At 47.7% G+C, this 16,565-nt stretch carries 17 protein-coding genes; 4 read left to right on the top strand and 13 right to left on the bottom strand.

Features of this window, described 5'->3' with window-relative positions; all coding sequences use genetic code 11:
- Window positions 1-4: 4 nt before the first annotated feature.
- The 5 genes from P150_RS0107235 to aroQ all read right to left on the bottom strand — a co-directional run bounded on the left by P150_RS0107235 (window position 5) and on the right by aroQ (window position 3,415).
- Entirely contained in the window at window positions 5-358 is a 354-nt protein-coding gene (locus P150_RS0107235; RefSeq protein ID WP_028897099.1) for a BlaI/MecI/CopY family transcriptional regulator, read from the bottom strand.
- Window positions 359-650: 292 nt separating this feature from the next.
- Window positions 651-1,877: an FtsX-like permease family protein gene (locus P150_RS0107230; RefSeq protein ID WP_028897098.1), complete on the bottom strand. Its 1,227-nt coding sequence runs from the start codon at window positions 1,875-1,877 to the stop codon at window positions 651-653.
- Window positions 1,877-2,212 carry a 30S ribosome-binding factor RbfA gene (rbfA, locus tag P150_RS0107225; protein WP_028897097.1) on the bottom strand — a complete coding sequence of 112 codons (336 nt, stop codon included), beginning with the start codon at window positions 2,210-2,212 and terminating at the stop codon, window positions 1,877-1,879. The genes P150_RS0107230 and rbfA overlap by 1 nt, the downstream gene beginning before the upstream one ends.
- Before the next feature lie 100 nt (window positions 2,213-2,312).
- Window positions 2,313-2,951 carry an O-methyltransferase gene (locus tag P150_RS0107220; protein ID WP_028897096.1) on the bottom strand — a complete coding sequence of 213 codons (639 nt, stop codon included), beginning with the start codon at window positions 2,949-2,951 and terminating at the stop codon, window positions 2,313-2,315.
- A 35-nt stretch (window positions 2,952-2,986) separates the two neighbouring features.
- Window positions 2,987-3,415, bottom strand: coding sequence for a type II 3-dehydroquinate dehydratase (aroQ, locus tag P150_RS0107215; RefSeq protein ID WP_028897095.1), 429 nt, complete (start codon window positions 3,413-3,415; stop codon window positions 2,987-2,989).
- Window positions 3,416-4,291: 876 nt separating this feature from the next.
- On the opposite strand from aroQ, the gene P150_RS0107200 reads away from it, so the two are divergent.
- The 3 genes from P150_RS0107200 (at window position 4,292) to P150_RS0107190 (ending at window position 9,826) form a co-directional block, all read left to right on the top strand.
- Complete coding sequence (locus P150_RS0107200) at window positions 4,292-5,632, top strand: hypothetical protein (RefSeq protein ID WP_028897094.1); 1,341 nt, start codon at window positions 4,292-4,294, stop codon at window positions 5,630-5,632.
- Between the two features lie 278 nt (window positions 5,633-5,910).
- Complete coding sequence (gene xerA, locus P150_RS0107195) at window positions 5,911-6,831, top strand: site-specific tyrosine recombinase/integron integrase (protein ID WP_028897093.1); 921 nt, start codon at window positions 5,911-5,913, stop codon at window positions 6,829-6,831.
- Window positions 6,832-7,009: 178 nt separating this feature from the next.
- Window positions 7,010-9,826 (top strand): pitrilysin family protein, encoded by a 2,817-nt coding sequence (locus P150_RS0107190; RefSeq protein ID WP_028897092.1) that lies wholly within the window; start codon window positions 7,010-7,012, stop codon window positions 9,824-9,826.
- A gap of 461 nt (window positions 9,827-10,287) precedes the next feature.
- Here the strand turns inward: P150_RS0107190 and P150_RS0107185 are convergent, their stop codons facing one another.
- Genes P150_RS0107185 through prmC form a run of 6 tightly spaced genes read right to left on the bottom strand, consistent with a single transcriptional unit; the run spans window position 10,288 to window position 14,055 of the window.
- Complete coding sequence (locus P150_RS0107185) at window positions 10,288-10,881, bottom strand: hypothetical protein (protein ID WP_028897091.1); 594 nt, start codon at window positions 10,879-10,881, stop codon at window positions 10,288-10,290.
- A 21-nt stretch (window positions 10,882-10,902) separates the two neighbouring features.
- Window positions 10,903-11,319: an SRPBCC family protein gene (locus P150_RS0107180; RefSeq protein WP_028897090.1), complete on the bottom strand. Its 417-nt coding sequence runs from the start codon at window positions 11,317-11,319 to the stop codon at window positions 10,903-10,905.
- A gap of 13 nt (window positions 11,320-11,332) precedes the next feature.
- The gene (gene pyrE, locus P150_RS0107175) at window positions 11,333-11,965 is read right to left on the bottom strand and encodes an orotate phosphoribosyltransferase (RefSeq protein ID WP_028897089.1); all 633 of its coding nucleotides are present in this window, start codon (window positions 11,963-11,965) and stop codon (window positions 11,333-11,335) included.
- 32 nt (window positions 11,966-11,997) lie between these two features.
- The gene (locus tag P150_RS0107170) at window positions 11,998-12,702 is read right to left on the bottom strand and encodes a ComF family protein (protein WP_028897088.1); all 705 of its coding nucleotides are present in this window, start codon (window positions 12,700-12,702) and stop codon (window positions 11,998-12,000) included.
- A complete protein-coding gene (locus P150_RS0107165; protein ID WP_028897087.1) occupies window positions 12,686-13,201 on the bottom strand; it encodes a regulatory protein RecX in 516 nt (171 codons plus the stop codon). Before P150_RS0107165 ends, P150_RS0107170 begins: the two co-directional genes overlap by 17 nt.
- On the bottom strand, window positions 13,198-14,055 hold the full coding sequence (gene prmC / locus P150_RS0107160; RefSeq protein WP_028897086.1) for a peptide chain release factor N(5)-glutamine methyltransferase: 858 nt from the start codon (window positions 14,053-14,055) through the stop codon (window positions 13,198-13,200). Before prmC ends, P150_RS0107165 begins: the two co-directional genes overlap by 4 nt.
- Window positions 14,056-14,081: 26 nt before the next feature.
- On the opposite strand from prmC, the gene ribD reads away from it, so the two are divergent.
- Window positions 14,082-15,125: a bifunctional diaminohydroxyphosphoribosylaminopyrimidine deaminase/5-amino-6-(5-phosphoribosylamino)uracil reductase RibD gene (gene ribD / locus P150_RS0107155; RefSeq protein WP_028897085.1), complete on the top strand. Its 1,044-nt coding sequence runs from the start codon at window positions 14,082-14,084 to the stop codon at window positions 15,123-15,125.
- 117 nt (window positions 15,126-15,242) lie between these two features.
- Here the strand turns inward: ribD and P150_RS0107150 are convergent, their stop codons facing one another.
- Complete coding sequence (locus tag P150_RS0107150) at window positions 15,243-15,956, bottom strand: porin family protein (protein WP_197018059.1); 714 nt, start codon at window positions 15,954-15,956, stop codon at window positions 15,243-15,245.
- A 125-nt stretch (window positions 15,957-16,081) separates the two neighbouring features.
- Window positions 16,082-16,543: an RNase H family protein gene (locus tag P150_RS0107145; RefSeq protein WP_028897083.1), complete on the bottom strand. Its 462-nt coding sequence runs from the start codon at window positions 16,541-16,543 to the stop codon at window positions 16,082-16,084.
- Between the last annotated feature and the right edge of the window lie 22 nt (window positions 16,544-16,565).

Here is a 16,565-nt window from a genome sequence, read left to right as displayed (position 1 = left end):
GCATTTATTTCTCTATTTCTCTGATGATGTCCTTCAGTTCTTCGGGCGTAATCTTCTGCTCCTTTGCGAAGAATGACACCATTTCGCGAAACGAATTTTTGAAATAGTCGCCCACGAAGCTCGTCATAAATTCCTTTTTGTATTCGCTCTGCCTGATGTTCGGTGTGAAAATATAGGTAACTCCTTTCTGTTCGGCGTTGAGGTATCCCTTCCGTTTCAGGTTGTTTATGGTAGAGGCGAGCGTTGTGTAGGGTGGTTTTGGCTCGGGTATCAGTTCCAAAACCTGCTTCACTGTGCAGGATTCCAGCTTCCAGATGAGCAGCATTACTTCCTCTTCCTGTTTCGTTAATTTCTCCATTGTCAATCCATTTAAGTTTTTATCTGTCGCAAAGCTACGAACTTTTCGTAGTAATGTCAAGTTTTAGACGTTAATAAATGCAAATTAAAGAGATATTTTTACTGATAAATAGATTATTACGATTATTTCGTAATAATGTCTTGTTAATGATAATGTCTTTTGAGAGGGATTATTTTCTGAACCGATGAATACGAAAAAGCCATTAGCCAATGGGCTAATGGCAATATATAAGCGAGCTGATGTCGATGCAATGTCGGGCTGATGGCTATCTATAAATAGGTAGAGCGCGTTCCTATTTTGTGAGTTTTCGGCTCATATATCTCACAGGATACCACACGGCGAGCCATCCGATGACAATCACGGTAAGGAAAATGGCAACGATGTCCCACGGATGCACACTGATAGGGTAGGCGTTTACAACGAAGTTTCCCGCCTGATCGCCGAGCCGGACAATTCCGTAAACCTGCTGAAGCCAGCACAGGAGCAGTCCGACGGCGATTCCGATGAATGCACCGAAGGCAGAAATCATACGCCCCTCAAAGAGAAATATCTGATTAATCTGCTTGTCCGTTGCACCGAGATTGCGCAAAGTCTGTATGTCTTCCTTCTTGTCGATCATCAACATTGAGAGCGAACCGATGATATTGAAGCACGCCACCATTAATATAAAGGTAAGAAATACGTAGGCAAAGAGCTTTTCAATGCGCATAATGTTGAAAGTGTCGGCCTGTTGTTCGTATCTGTCCTTTACTGTAAACGCATCGCCTGCCAATTCCTGTATCTGTTTCTTCGTCTTTTCTATGTCTTCCCCTGCTTTCAGGCGAAGTTCGAGCGAGGTTATCTCGCCCTGACGGTTGAAGATTCTCCGGGCAAACCCGATGGAAGTGATGATGTGGTTTGCGTATTTGTTGTTTTTTACCTGAAATATCACACCCGGCGAAATCAAAGAGTCTGCCACGAAGGCATTCGTCGGGTTCGACATATCGTATTGCCCCTTGCGCTGTGGCGCGTAGATGCGCAGATAGTCGCGCCATTCAACAGTGGTTCCGAGCGATTCTGCCACGCCAATGCCGACGATGCCGTATTCAAGATTGGCAATGTGGAGCCTGAAATCGCCGTCGCCATAGAGAATGTTGCTGATGTTGGTAAGCGAATCGAAGTTGTCTTCCACTCCCTTTACCGTAACCATCAGTTGCTTGCCGTTGTAGGTAGCCATAGCCTGATCGGAGACACACTTCGTGGCAACGGCTACGGATGGCAGCGACTTGATTTTCTCCAGAATCGGGTCGTCGGCCGCTGCTGCCTTTCCCTTCGTTGCTTCTATCTTCAGCTGTGGATCGAAGTTGGTAAAGAACGAGGCAAAGAGATCCGAGAAACCGTTGAAGCCACTCAGCACAACCACCAGTGCCATCGTAGCCACGGCAACGCCTATCACTGAAATCAGACTGATCACATTGATGGCGTGCGTGCTCTTCTTGGAGAGAAGGTAGCGGCGGGCGATGTAGAAGGGAAAATTCATTATTTCTTCAGCAAATCGTCAATTCTCTCGATGTAGTCCAGCGAATCGTCGATGAAGAAACGCAGTTCGGGAATGATGCGCAACTGATTGTGAACACGCTGTCCAAGCTCGTAGCGGATGGTTTTCTCGTTGGCATTGATGTTCTTGAGGATTTCCTCGCCGCGTTCCGATGGGAAGATGCTCAGATAGGAAGTGCAGATACCGAGGTCGGGGCTTACCTTTGCGCGGGTAACACTCACGAGGACGCCGTGCATTGCACGTGTCTGGCTCTGGAAGATGCTCGCCAGTTCCTTCTGAAGCAGGCGGGCTATGCGATTCTGTCTTGTTTCTTGCATTTGATAAATGTGTTTGAAGCTGCCTTTCGATGTGCGTGCATTGCCGGCAGCCGTTGTTTTGAATGTGCAAAGTTACTGATTCTTTGCCAAATAGCGAAACTTATTTCTTCCGAATGATGGTAAGACCGTCGCGGAGCGGGAGTATGACCTTCTCCACACGCTCGTCCTTGGCTACGTGATCGTTGAAATTGCGTATGCCTAAGGTCTGATGATCCTTGTCGTAGGCAGGGTCGATGACGTGTCCGTCCCACAGCGTATTGTCGGCAAGGATATAGCCTCCCGGGCGCAGAATCCTCATCGTCATTTCGTAGGTTTCAATGTAGGTTCGCTTGTCGCCGTCCACGAAAGCCATATCGAATACCACGCCGAGTTTCGGTGCTTCCTCGTTGGCATCGCCTATTCTGAAGTCTATCTTGTCGGCAACGGGCGAACCCTCAATCCACGGACGCGTGAAATCCTCCATTTCGTCGTTGATTTCAAATGTATAGAGCTTGCCCCCTTCTGCCAGTCCTTCGGCAAGGCATATTGCCGAATAGCCGCTGAACGTGCCCACTTCGAGGATATTCTTCGGCTGAATCATCTTCACGAGCATTTTCAGCAGTCGTCCTTGAATGTGTCCGCTCGCCATTCTGCCGTGAACGGTGTGAATGTTCGTGGCTCGATAGAGGCGATAGAGATAGTCGCCCTCGTGGTCGATGTGCGACTGGATGTACTGGTCTATGGTTTCGTTTCCGCTCATTTTCTTTTCAATTCGTTTCCTGTTTCCTTGCACCCTTACCTTGTCGCCAAGCCCAGAAGGCTCTCAATGGCGAGCCGGTAACTGTCGAGACCGAATCCCTGTATGGTTCCTCTGCATCCGGGGGCAATCACTGAGCGGCTGCGGAACTCCTCACGGCTGCTCACATTGCTTATATGCACTTCCACGACAGGCGTGTGAATGGAACGGATACAGTCCAGAAGTGCAATGCTCGTGTGCGTATAGGCACCGGCATTGAGCACGATTCCGTCGTAAGAGAAGCCCACTTCCTGCATCTTGTTGATCAGTTCGCCCTCCACGTTGCTCTGATAGTATTCAATTTCCATATCGGGATAACGCTGCCGGAGCTTTGGAATGTAAGCCTCCATCGACTCGCTGCCGTATATTTCCGGTTCGCGCGTCCCGAGCAGGTTGAGATTGGGACCGTTGATGATGATTATTTTCATATTCTTCCTCCGTGATTGAATTAAATCCATAAAATATTGATAACGGAAAACTGTACGCATCGCCGGACTTCAGCCGTTTTTCGGCTTGCCGTCTGCACAGTCTGTGCTGCCGATGCTGCGTACAACTTCGTTACAAAGTTCCGAAAAATCCTTGAAATCTGCAAACAATAAGCGGAAATCAAGCAGCAATGAAGAAAATATTATCCGAGTTCGGGACCAATCTTTTAAAAGATATTCTGCAACACACATTCGCACACGGAAATCAAGCAGCAATGAAGAAAATATTATCCGAGTTCGGGACCAATCTTTTAAAAGATATTCTGCAACACACATTCGCACACGGAAATCTGTGCCATCCTTGAATGCCTTGCATTCTCTGTGGTAAAAATGAATTCTGTGCTTCTGTGCAATCTGTGAGAGATAAAATAGCAAGGCTGAGAAATTATTATCATTCAACTCCTGTAAGTGTTTGATAATCAGATACTATTTCTCTGCTTTCCATTCTTGCGAAGAATGCGGCGCAATCTTCGCAAGAATGCGTTGCGTTTTTGCGAAGAATGGAATGCGTTCTTCGCACGTTTGCAAACCAACTGAATTTCCTTCCTCATCCGCTTGCCATTTCCTGTATTCCCATTCCTCTTTTGTGGAATTTTGGTTTATGTTAATATGGTTGTGGAAATCGCATAAATGTGTCAGATTGTAAAAATAACAAAAGAAATGTTTGATTTTTAATTAAATGTTTCTATCTTTGCATTCTGTCGCTAAAAATTGCAATACAGACGCTGTTCAGCAGATTTATGTTCCATCGCTGTATGTGTGCGTAGACAAGCGATAAGCAAAACGAATCTATTTTATAACATTATTATTTATAGACCTATGATTAAAAATCTACTTTTATCGGCTTTTGCCACTGGTTTTGTGGGATTGGCATCGGCTCAGACTATGCCGGCAGAGAAGATAGTATTGATCGTTGCGCCGAATGCTGTAAATGTATCGTTCGCCGTAAGAATGACAGAGGGTGCCGGACCGTTGGTCTGCGACTTCGGAGAAGGCGTGAAAACCTACGACAATGTGGGCAAGACCAAGGTGGAATCCATCAAGTACACCTTTGCAACTCCGTCTGCCAATGAGCGCACGATTGAGATTGCCGCCGACGCACTGACCACTTTCCGTGTGGTATCGAGCCGTTCAATAAACGGCGTTGTTTCCGTAAATTCATCCGTATTGGAGAATCTCAACATCGACTACACGTCGCTTACGGCTCACAACAAGATAGACGTTACGAACTGTTCAGGTCTCGTTTCGCTCACGCTGACAAGTACCGGTATCGAGGAAATCGTGTTGCCGCAGAGCAGCAAGTTTGAATCTGTTCAGGCTTCGCCTACCGATTTGGGGCAGGGCACGCTGAAAAAGGTAAATCTCGACGGTGTTCCCAACTTGAAGGAAATAGGTTTCGTGGGTGCTTCTATCGACACGCTCGACCTCACGAAGACTCCGAAACTGGAAACGCTTGTGTGCAGTCTGCCCCAAAAGCCCCTGCGCGGCATCAAGGGAGCAAAGAACCTGAAGTTCCTCAAGACGTTGGACGTGCGTGCAAATGCACTCGGTTTCGACCAGATTCCAGACCGCTATATGGTGGAAGAGCCTATCGAGAATTTCCGTTATTCCTCGCAGACAACCTATCTCGTTGCGAAATCCAAGATTAAGGACTATACTGTGGATCTTTCCCATCTGAATATGGCGATGGGAATTGCCACCACTAAGCAGCAGAGCGAGTTTATATGGAAGTACAAGCCCAATGCCACTGCAAAATACGTGGTGGTGCCGGCAGACAAGATGACCAACGATAAGGGCAAGTTCACGTTCGACAAGACGCTTTCCGAAGACGACACGCTCCGTGTTTACTGCACGATGAGCAATCCGGGCTATCCCGGAATCGGCAAGAAGAATGCAAACACGGTGGGCACTTATATGATTAAGCTCACGGATACGGCTACCGGTATCAGCGCGGCAAAGGCTGAACAGACGGGGAATATCAGCGTGATGAAGACCGAAAACGGTTGCCAAATCTATGCAGACGAACAGGTTGAGGCCCGTATCTACGACGCAGGCGGTAAGCAGGTGTGGGGTGGAACTGTTCCTGCAAACGTTGATTTGGGCAGAGGCATCTTCATCCTGCGCACCGAAAAGGGCGAATCGCTGAAGTTTGCAAGGTAATTCCGCTTGCCTGTAAATTCCGTTATGAAATCCACAAGAGGGTGTGTCGAAATATCCTCTTGTGGATTTTATCATTATAATGAATTTTTGTATCTTTGCAGAGAACAGAATCAGGGAGAAGAAATGACCCGATGGCGATGAAAAGAGAATGCTGAAAGGCCAGCGATGTTGGTGTGTCTGCTTGCCAACATTCTCACAGGCAGATGCTTTCCTTGTAAACTGGTTCTCTTGTCCTCTTGTCCTCTGTATTCTAATCAGGGTAGAAATACACAATGAAAATGGAAACAAAGAAAGATACATTTTCTGATTTTAGGCAGAAATATCAGCGTTATCTGAAATTGGAGAAGGGTTATTCGCCCAACACTCTGGACGCATATATGCGCGATTTGCAGAAGTTGCTGGTATTTCTGAAGGGAGAAGACATCTCTGTCGTGGACGCCAAACTGGAAGACATCGAACGCTTTGCCGGTGCCGTTCGCGATTTGGGCATCGGTGCCCGTTCTCTGGCAAGGATATTGAGCGGCGTCAGGCAGTTCTACAACTATCTGGTGCTCGACGGCTATCTCGAAAACGACCCCACGGAACTGCTCGAATCTCCCAAGCAGCCGCAGCATCTGCCCGAAGTGCTTTCGACGGAAGAGGTGGATATGCTCGAAAAAGCCATTGACTTGAGCAAATGGGAGGGACACCGCAATAAGGCGATTATCGAGGTGTTGTTCTCCTGTGGGCTTCGTGTTTCGGAACTTACGAATCTCAAGCTCTCGAATCTCTATCTGGAAGAGCAGTTCGTGCGTGTGATGGGAAAGGGCAGCAAGGAACGCCTCGTGCCTATTTCGCCTCGGGCAATAGAGGAGCTTGGCTACTGGTTTATGGACCGTAATGTGATGAAAATAAAACCCGGAGAGGAGGACTATGTGTTCCTGAATCGGCGTGGTGCCCATCTTACCCGAACGATGATTCTCATAATGATAAAGAACTATGCAAAGGATGCGGGGATTCTGAAAACTATTTCCCCTCATACGTTGCGCCATTCCTTCGCCACTGCTTTGTTGGAGGGAGGCGCGGACCTGCGTGCCATTCAGGCAATGCTCGGACACGAAAGTATCGGTACCACAGAAATATACACGCATATTGACACCACGACGCTCCGGCAAGAGATATTGGAGCATCATCCGAGAAACATTCGATACAATTCGTAGGTTGGGTCTCTTAATCCTAACACAGTCATAAATTTCCATTTAAACCGTGGAAATCCACTTTCTATATGTGTTTTTTCTAATAATAATGTGAAAAAAATACGAAAATATGGCGATGTTGGAGGAATTTATGTACCTTTGTCTCATTGATAATAAATTATTGATTTTAACCTGTAATAAAATGAAAATTAAACATTTATTTTTGGTTGCCTTTCTTTTTGTTGCCGGAATGGTGTCTGCTCAGCAGATGGGACCAATTCCTGTTAATAAGAACGTAAGGCAAGGTAAGCTCAGCAACGGCTTGACTTATTACATTCTGCACAATGAATGGCCTGAAAAAGTAGCTAACTTCTACATCGCTCAGCGTGTGGGTTCTATTCAGGAAGAAGAACATCAGCGTGGTTTGGCTCACTTCCTTGAGCACATGGCGTTCAATGGTTCCGAGCACTTCCCTGATTCAACGCTGTTGGAGTTCACCCGTTCTCTCGGTGTTGAATTTGGTAGCGACCTGAATGCTTATACAAGCATTGACCAGACGGTTTACCGTGTTTGCAATGTGCCGACGACACGACAGAGCGCACTCGACTCTTGTTTGCTGATTATGAAGGACTGGTCAAACGGTCTTACACTTTCAGACAAGGAAATCGACAAGGAGCGTGGCGTTATCCATCAGGAATGGCTGAACGGTCAGTCTCCGATTATGCGAATCTACGACCGTGCTTTGCCAAAGCTCTATCCGGGAGCTAAGTACGGAAAGCGTCTGCCAATCGGTCTGATGAGCGTTGTCGATAAGTTTGAGTATCAGGCTTTGCGCGACTACTATCACAAATGGTACCGTCCGGACAACCAGTGTATCATCGTTGTAGGTGATATTGACGTGGATCACACCGAAGCGGAAATCAAGAAACTCTGGGCAAACGTTACTGTTCCGGCAAATGCCGCTCAGGTGGTTGAAGAACAGGTGCCTGACAACAAGGAGGCACTCTACGTATTCGACAAGGATAAGGAAATGCAGCGCACTTCCATCGGCATTGCTATGAAGCACGACGCCACTCCAAAGGAAATGAAGAGCGATATGTTCTATCTCCTCGACAGCTATCTGAGAGATATGATTGCAATGATGCTCAATCAGCGTTTCAGCGAGATGGTTCAGAAAGCTGACTGCCCATTTATCAATGCTTATGGCTTTGACGGCGACTATATAATTTCAAATACAAAGGGTGCATTCCAGTTGTCTGCTACGGCTAAGGAAGGAAAGGACATCGAAGCACTGAAAGCTCTGTATCGTGAAGCACAGCGCGCGCGTCAGTTCGGTTTCACTCCGGGCGAGTTCGACCGTATGAAGTCTGAATATCTTTCACAGTTGGAGTCTCAATATCAGAACCGCAACAAGATCAAGAACGATCAGTACGGCGATGAACTTCGCGATCACTATCTCGCAAACGAGCCTATTCCAAGCAAGGAAGACGAATATCAGCTTATGAAGCAGTTCATCGAGATGCCGCAGATCGGCGTTGAAATCGTGAACGAATACGTTATGGACCTCATTACCGACGTTGACAGCAATCTCGTTGTTTATATGTTCGCGCGCGAACAGGCAGGTGCAAACTATGCTTCTGAGACTGCTATGGCACAGGCTATCAAGGAAGTTCGCGGCGAAAAGCTCGAGGCTTACGTTGATAACGTGAAGAACGAGCCTCTGCTCGACGTAACAAAGTTGCCAAAGGCCGGCAAGATTGTTAAGGAAACAGCCAACAAGACATTCGGCTACAAGGAACTCACATTGAGCAACGGTGCCCGTGTTATCTTGAAGAAGACTGATTTCAAGGACAACGAAATCCGATTCACAGCTAAGGCTAAGGGTGGTTCAGGTGCTTACGGCAAGTCAGACTTCGCCAACCTCGCTCTCTTCGACGATGTAATCTCTGTCAGCGGTCTTGGAAACTTCTCTAATCAGGAGTTGAAGAAGGCTCTCTTCGGTAAGCAGGCAAGCGCAAGTTTGGGCTTGGGTGGCTACTATCAGTATGTTTCCGGCCAGTCAGTACCAAAGGATGTTGAGACAATGCTTCAGTTGGTTTACCTCAACTTCACAAGCGTTGCAAAGGATCAGGAGTCATTCAATGCCTTGAAGACTCAGTACGAGCAGGCTTTGAAGAACAAGGATCTTTCTCCTGAAAGCGTATTCTCAGATTCTCTCACCTATTCTCTCTACAACCACGAAGACCGTCACGCTCCGATGAGCATCGAGAGATTGAACAAGGTGAACTACGACCGCGTGCTCCAGATTTGGAAAGAGCGTTTCGCTAACCCCGGTCAGTTCGTTTACTATTTCGTAGGTAACTTTGATGAGGCTACACTCCGCCCATTGATCGAGAAGTATATCGGCAGTCTTCCAAAGGGTAAGGCTGAAAACTGGACAGAGACTCCGGACGTTGCAAAGGGCAAGGTTGTGAACGAGTTCACACGCAAGTCTGAAACTCCGAAGGCAATTACGTTCGACTTCTGGCACACCAATATGCCAATGACAGTTGAAAACTATGTTCTTGTTGATGCTGCTTGCCAGGTTCTCAGTATGGTTTACCTGAAGGACATCCGTGAAGATGCAGGTGCTGCTTACTCAGTAGGTGCTTACGGTGGTTTGAGCCGCAAGGGAGACAAGACCGTTGCTGCCGTTCAGGCATACTGCCCAATGACACCAGAAAAGGCTGAACAGGCTCTGAAGCTGCTTCAGGAAGGTATCAAGAAGACATCTGTAACAGTTGATGCAGATAAACTTACGAAGGTAAAGGAGAATATGCTCAAGAATGCTGACCTTGAAGCAAAGAGCAACGGACACTGGATGGGTGTAATCGACGAGTTTGTTTGGGGTGGTGTAGACCTTCATAACGGCTACAAGGCTGCCGTTGAAGGCTTGACAACTCAGAAGATTGCAGGCTTCTTCAAGAGCTTGCTCGCTTCCGGCAACCACGTTAAGGTTACTATGACACCGGCTAAGTAAGCCAGTCGAATAGTCAGAACATATATCAATGCCCACGGATGCGCTGCGTCCGTGGGCTTTTTATTTGTAAACCGGTGGATTTCCCCGAATCAATATTGTCAGTAAACCGAATTCGGAGTCAGCCCGAACCAAGAAACATAAGGTTATTCTGTCCTTCTTTCTTCGTTGTTTATCACTAACCCGAGTTGTTTGACAAGAGCGCGTTTTCAATTATGCGAAGAATGCAAGCTAAATGACGTAAGTATGTTATGTATCTGTAAATCAGGAATTTATGAATTACAGACTTTCGCAGTATAAAAAGTATGATGTAAAGTTTTTTCGTGGTTCTATGCAACTGCACAGATAGCGTATAAAACAAGAAAAGATGGGACGACACCGATGTTTGAAATGCCGAACCATCTTCTCTTATTCATTTTTCAACTTATTTTCTTTGCAATTCTTCCTCCCTCAAACTGCCTGCCTCAATACACGCGCAGCACTCCGTTGGGTCCGGTTGTGGATGCACGGTAACGCTCAAGGGGCTTGCCGTGGTCGCCGGTCATAATGTTTCCGCCCGTATTCAGATTATAGGTGCGATGACAGGTGTTGCAGGTGGCGATGCCCGTACCACTCAATGACAATTCATAGGAACGGAGGGGAAGAGCCGAAAGGCTGAAGCAATTCGGGCATTGGAGGTCGTAGGAATAGAAGACGGCAGGGTTATCGAGATTGCCGAAGCCCACGATAAGCCCGTTGTTCATCCCCACGTGCAGATAGCTTTGCAGGCGAAGGTCTATTGCCGTGAAGCGTTTCTCGGACGACTGTCCCTGATTGTTGCGGAAGACAAAGTAGTTTGCTCCGTCCTTGAACGTTGTTTTTACAACCGTGAACACACCGGGCGAGAGCGCATTCATCGCGCTCGCCAACGTTTGGTCGAGATGTACGCTGTTGTCGATTGTCAGGTTCGGATGGAACTCGCTGTACTTGAAATCAAGGCTGTCGCCACAGGAAGCCAACAGTCCGACAACTGCCAGACAGAGCGGCAATGCCTTGCGCCAAATCTTGTTTTTTGCCATCGTGTATTCCTTACTATGAACTTATTCCTGATAGGGAATCATTGCCAGCGCATCGGCTATCTTCTCGATGCCTTCCTGCAACGGACCCGACACCATAGCCTTTGCGAAGAATGGAATGTCGGCATCTATCGTCAGGCGCATCTTGGAATTAGCCTCATCCGTCGGCAGCACCTGAATCCAGAAGTTGAAAGACAACGGCGAGTTCTCGCTCGCAAACTTGATCATCTTCGGTTCTTCGCGCTCGATGATACGCATCGTTATCTGTCCGACCGGCGGCACACTCACGGAAATGGTGTCCTTGTCGAACGTCAAATCGTTCAACTTGTCTTCCGGCACCTTGTCTTTCACACGTTCTATATTCGTCAGATCGCTCAGCATATTATATACATTCTGCTGAGGATAAGCAATCTGCTTTACGCTACTTTCAAATTTACTCATAAAAACAACAAGATTATTTCTTCCAGTTTGCAGGATCCTTGCGCCATTCGTCGAGCATAGGAACTTCATCTGCCTTGATATAACCGATTTCCAAGGCCTTCTCCACCACGCTCTTATAGTCCGTGAGCGTTACGAGTTTCACGCCGGCTTCGCTGAATGCCGCTTCAGCTACGGGGAAACCATAGGTGTAGGATGCCACCATACCCACTACTTCAAAACCGGCTTCGCGCAAGGCGGCAACGGCTTTCAGCGAAGAGCCGCCGGTGGAAATGAGGTCTTCCACCACCACTACCTTCGAACCTGCCGGCAACTCGCCCTCAATCTGGTTCTTCATTCCGTGGTCCTTCGGCTTCGGACGAACGTATGCGTAGGGCATTGCCAACTCATCGGCCACCAGAACACCCTGCGCAATGGCACCGGTGGCTACACCTGCAACGGCCGTAGCTTCAGGAAAGTGAGCCAAGACGGCGTGAGTGAGTTCCAGTTTTACGAATGAACGTACATCGTGGAACGATAATGTCTTTCGGTTGTCGCAATAGAAAGGAGACTTCCAACCGCTCGCCCACGTGAAAGGGTCGTTCGGCTGCAACTTGATAGCCTTGATTCCGAGCAGTTTGCCTGCAAATGTTTTCTTCAAATCTTCCATTATATCGATATAAATTTCTTCTGCAAAGATAATTAACTTTTGGCGAATCCCAAAGCAAGGATGCTGATTTTTACGTTCTTAGCCTTGGCTATTTCCTTTCCGAATGCCGACAGCGTGGCACCAGTCGTAATCACGTCGTCTATCAGAAGCACGTGCTGGTTTTCCAGAATGTCGGTGTTCAACAGCTCAAAGTCCTTTTCTACGTTCTCATTTCGCTGCCATCGGCCTTTTCTCGTTTGGCTTTCCGTGAAGTTTCTTCGCCTCACGGCCTTCTCGCAAATGGGCAGTCCCGTAACTTTTGCCACGCCCTTGGCTATCTCCAGACTCTGATTGTAGCCCCGCTGACGGATGCGCTTGCGGGCAAGAGGTGTGGGAAGAATCATCGTGATACCGTCGAAGAAGCCCGACGGCAGGTATTCCTCGGCGAGCATTTCGCCCAATTCCTCTCCTATCTCGGGATGGTCGTAGTATTTCAGTTTGTAGATGAGATGGCTCGAAGGCGAATGGGGCTTGTAAAAGAAGAAAGTTGCACACTTTTCCACAGGTATTCTGCCCCAAAAGAGCCGTGCCAGTTCGTTGTCAAGTGGAGATTTCTGATAGCCAGTTCTCGGCAGCGTGAAGTTGCAGGCACCACACAATGCCACTTCGGTAATGCTCATCCGTCTGCCGCACACGGGACAGGCACGGGGAGCAATGAGGTCGAACAGGCGCGACCAAACGCTAATCGTCTTCTCCATCTTCAAAATCAAGGTCGGCATCGTCCACTAACGGCGCATCGTCTATGCACTTCCGTATCAGGTCGAGTGTGAAACCACGCCCCATAGCAAACTTAATCAGCTTCACGGAACGCTCATAATCGGTCTCGGCTTTGATTGTCGGATACTTACTTTTCAGCAATGGGCGCAAGACTGCAAGGTATTCGCCGTCTTCCACTTCGTCGAGAATAGGCCGGGAAATGCTCTCCGGCACTTTCTTCAGCCACAACGCCTGCTCAATCTTCCTGCGCCCCCATTTGTTGTAAACGATTTTGTCGTGTACAAAAGACTGCGTGAAGCGCGAATCGTCGATATATTTATGGTCAATGAGATAGTCGAGGATGCGCTCCTGAGCGTCTTTGGCAATTCCCCACTTGCGCATTTTCTCTGCCATTTCGCCCGAACAATGCTCGCTTCTCGCACAGAGGTCGCCCAGTTTCTTCAAAGCTGCCGCCTCGGTCATCGGTTTCTTCTGTATCATAGCATTATGGCTTTGGTGAATCTTCGCTTGCCGAACTGGTCTTCCCGCATTTCAATCAGAGAATATCCCAATACTTTCATCATATCGACAACAGCATCGATATGCAACGGATTGGTTTCAAAATAGAGCGCACCACCCTTTCGCAATGCCTCCGTTCCGTATTCGGCAATCGCACGATAGAAGAGCAACGGATTATCGTCGGGCACAAACAATGCCGTTTCAGGTTCAAAGTCCAATACGTTCCGTGCCATATCCTTTCGTTCGTAGTCGCAAATATAAGGAGGATTGCTCACAATAATATCCACGGAATGGGCATTTTCCGGCGCAGAAAGCGCATCTTGCAGTTGAAAGTTCACGCTTGCGCCGAGACTGATGGCATTGTTGCGTGCAATCAAGAGCGCATCGCCGGATATATCCCACGCCGTTACTTCGGAATTGGGAATGTCCAGCGACAAAGATACGGCAATGCAGCCGCTGCCTGTCCCGACATCGAGTATCTGCAATGGCGCAGGCGGCTGAAGAGCGCAGTACGGACGATTGCAGTCCGAGGCTATCCAACGGCAGAGTACTTCCGTTTCGGGACGAGGAATAAGCACGCCCGGCTCCACACGGAACGTGCGATTCAGAAACTCTGCCTCGCCGAGAACATACTGAACCGGCTCTGCCTGTTCCAGACGGAGCATTATTTTTTCGAGTTCGGCAGCATCTTCTGAGGATAATTCATTAACTTTGCCTGTATAAATATCGGTCAGCGAGAGTCCGAAACGCATATCGAGCACAGTACGGACGACGGCTTGTGCCTCGCCTTGTGGATAAACGTTCGACAATCGCTGGCATAATTCCTGATATGACATATTGCAAAGGTAGAAAATAAAACGAAATGAAACAAGAAGAAATAGACGAAATGTATATGCGCCGCTGCCTGCAACTGGCGGCAAACGGCGAGCAACTGGCAAAGCCTAACCCTATGGTGGGTGCCGTAATCGTGAGCAATGAGGGGAGAATCATCGGCGAAGGCTACCACGTGCGCTGCGGCGAGGGACACGCAGAGGTAAATGCGTTTGCATCCGTGCGACCCGAGGACGAAGCTCTGCTTGCAACGTCCACTCTATACGTGAGCCTTGAACCTTGTTCGCACCACGGAAAGACACCACCCTGCGCCGACCTGATTATCAGAAAAGGCGTGAAGCGAGTGGTCTGTGGCTGCATAGACCCGTTCTCCGAAGTACAGGGGCGCGGCATTCAGCGCATTCAGGCAGCGGGAATAGAGGTTACCGTGGGCGTACTTGAAAGAGAATGCCTCGAAATCAACAGGAAGTTCATTACCTTCAACACGCATAAGCATCCCTACATCATACTGAAATGGGCGCAGAGCAAGAACGGAAAGATAGGACACACATACCTCCTTTCCTCCGAAAAAGAGCAAACGGAAACGGCCGACAACGGCAAAGCGTATGAGGCGTTAAGGCTGTCTACGCCTTTCACAAAGATGCTGGTACACAAGCTGAGAGCCGAGAACGATGCGATATTAGTGGGCAGAATCACGGAAGAATTGGAGCATCCACAGCTCAACGTGCGCGAATGGAGCGGCCCAAGTCCACAAAAGATAGTCCTTTCCTCCTCACTCCCAGTCTCATCCGTCCCATCCGAATCCTCCGTTCTCCCCACGCCACTCGTCTTTTCTTCTATCGAATCGCTGCTGAACGACCTTTACGAGCGAAAGCTGCAAAGCCTCATCGTGGAGGGAGGAGCAAGTGTTCTCCAATCCTTCATCGATAAAAGGCTATGGGACGAGATAAGAGTGGAAACGGCTCCTTTCATCGTTGCCAACGGAATTGACGCACCTGTATTGCCCGAGAATATAAGGATTGCGGAAACAGTAAACTACGGAAACACCATCATTACCTATAAACCGGAGGATTGAATTACCCGAATCGGGGGACGGGCAAACGAGCGCAGACAAACCTTTCCGCAAACAGGGCACGCCGTTTGCCTGTCATTTCAGTTCTCCTTTCAGTTGTCTGCCTGTAATAAGATGAATTTATAAAGGTATACCATATCCTATGGTCAATAGGATACTTCTGTTATTTATATTGTCGTCTACATATTCATAGACTTTGGTCAGTCCTATATTATACCTTAAATCGAAAGAATAATTCTTATATCTATATTCTACTCCAACAGGAATTGACAAGTTTAAATCTTTGTACGCAGATTTAACATTCCCACTTGCCCGTCCGCTCTTTTCCTTATCAAGAATCCATATATTATCTTTCTTATTATACACTTCTGTTTCATTAGAGTTTCTTGCACTTACTAATATACCGGGCTGCACACCAACCTTTATAGAAATACCCGAATTTCGCCATTTTACTATGTCAGCAGTTGCTAAAAGCGGAAGATGCAGATAATAAAGACTTGTATTAGAATCCTTTATCACATTCTTTATACGCTCCGTTTCTTCGGAATAATCAGATAGCTTGCCACCCTCACGTGCAAAAAGCAAACCTATTGATGCTCCAAACCTTTCATCAAACTGGCGATGCAGCTCTATACCTATATCATAACCGAATTTAAAGACAGGCTTAGTCTTATCCTCTATTTGATTCTGATATTTTGCATACGAATAACCATCACTAAATTTTGCAAAGTTTATTCCCAAGCGTGGATATAAAGTTATGTCTCCTGCAAACCTTTGTGCGTTTGCAGAAATCGCACATATAAATAGAAAAAGGAGAATAATATTTTTTTTCATTCTTAGCAACAGATTGTTTTTCATATTAACGTAAAAAGCAGCAGTATATTTTTCCAACACCTGAAAAATAACAACAAATTTCTGATTATCAGTGGATAATTATTAATTCCAAGCTCTTATAAAGCCTACTTTCTACCAAAATCCGCGGGAATCTCCCCCCACGTCTTCGTTTCCCACTTAATGAGGGGAACCGTTACGGCGTGGGCACGGAGCCATTGTTCGGCACGGGCGATTACCTGATAGAGTTCCTCGGTCTTCGGGGTTCGCTCCAAGGTGGTCTTGCATTTCTTCTTCTTTACCCAGAGAATGGCATTGTAGGAGTCGCTGTATATAACCTTGTCCCTGATTCCCTGCTTGTCCATCAGTGCCAAAGCGTGGACGATGGCGAGAAACTCGCCGATATTGTTCGTTCCCCACACAGGACCGTAATGAAACACGGTGGCACCGGTAGCCAAATCCACACACTGATACTCCATCGGACCGGGATTTCCGGAGCAACCGGCATCCACAGCCCACGCATTCGCCTTTACCTCGAGCGGCAAAGGCAATACGGTGTCGTGGCGATTGGATGGTGGATTCCGGAGCATTGGCGTGTGGATGCGTGGAGAC

Origin of the sequence: Prevotella sp. HUN102 (genome assembly GCF_000688375.1) — a bacterium.
Classification (GTDB): domain Bacteria; phylum Bacteroidota; class Bacteroidia; order Bacteroidales; family Bacteroidaceae; genus Prevotella.
This window is presented reverse-complemented; position numbering and strand designations above follow the sequence as displayed.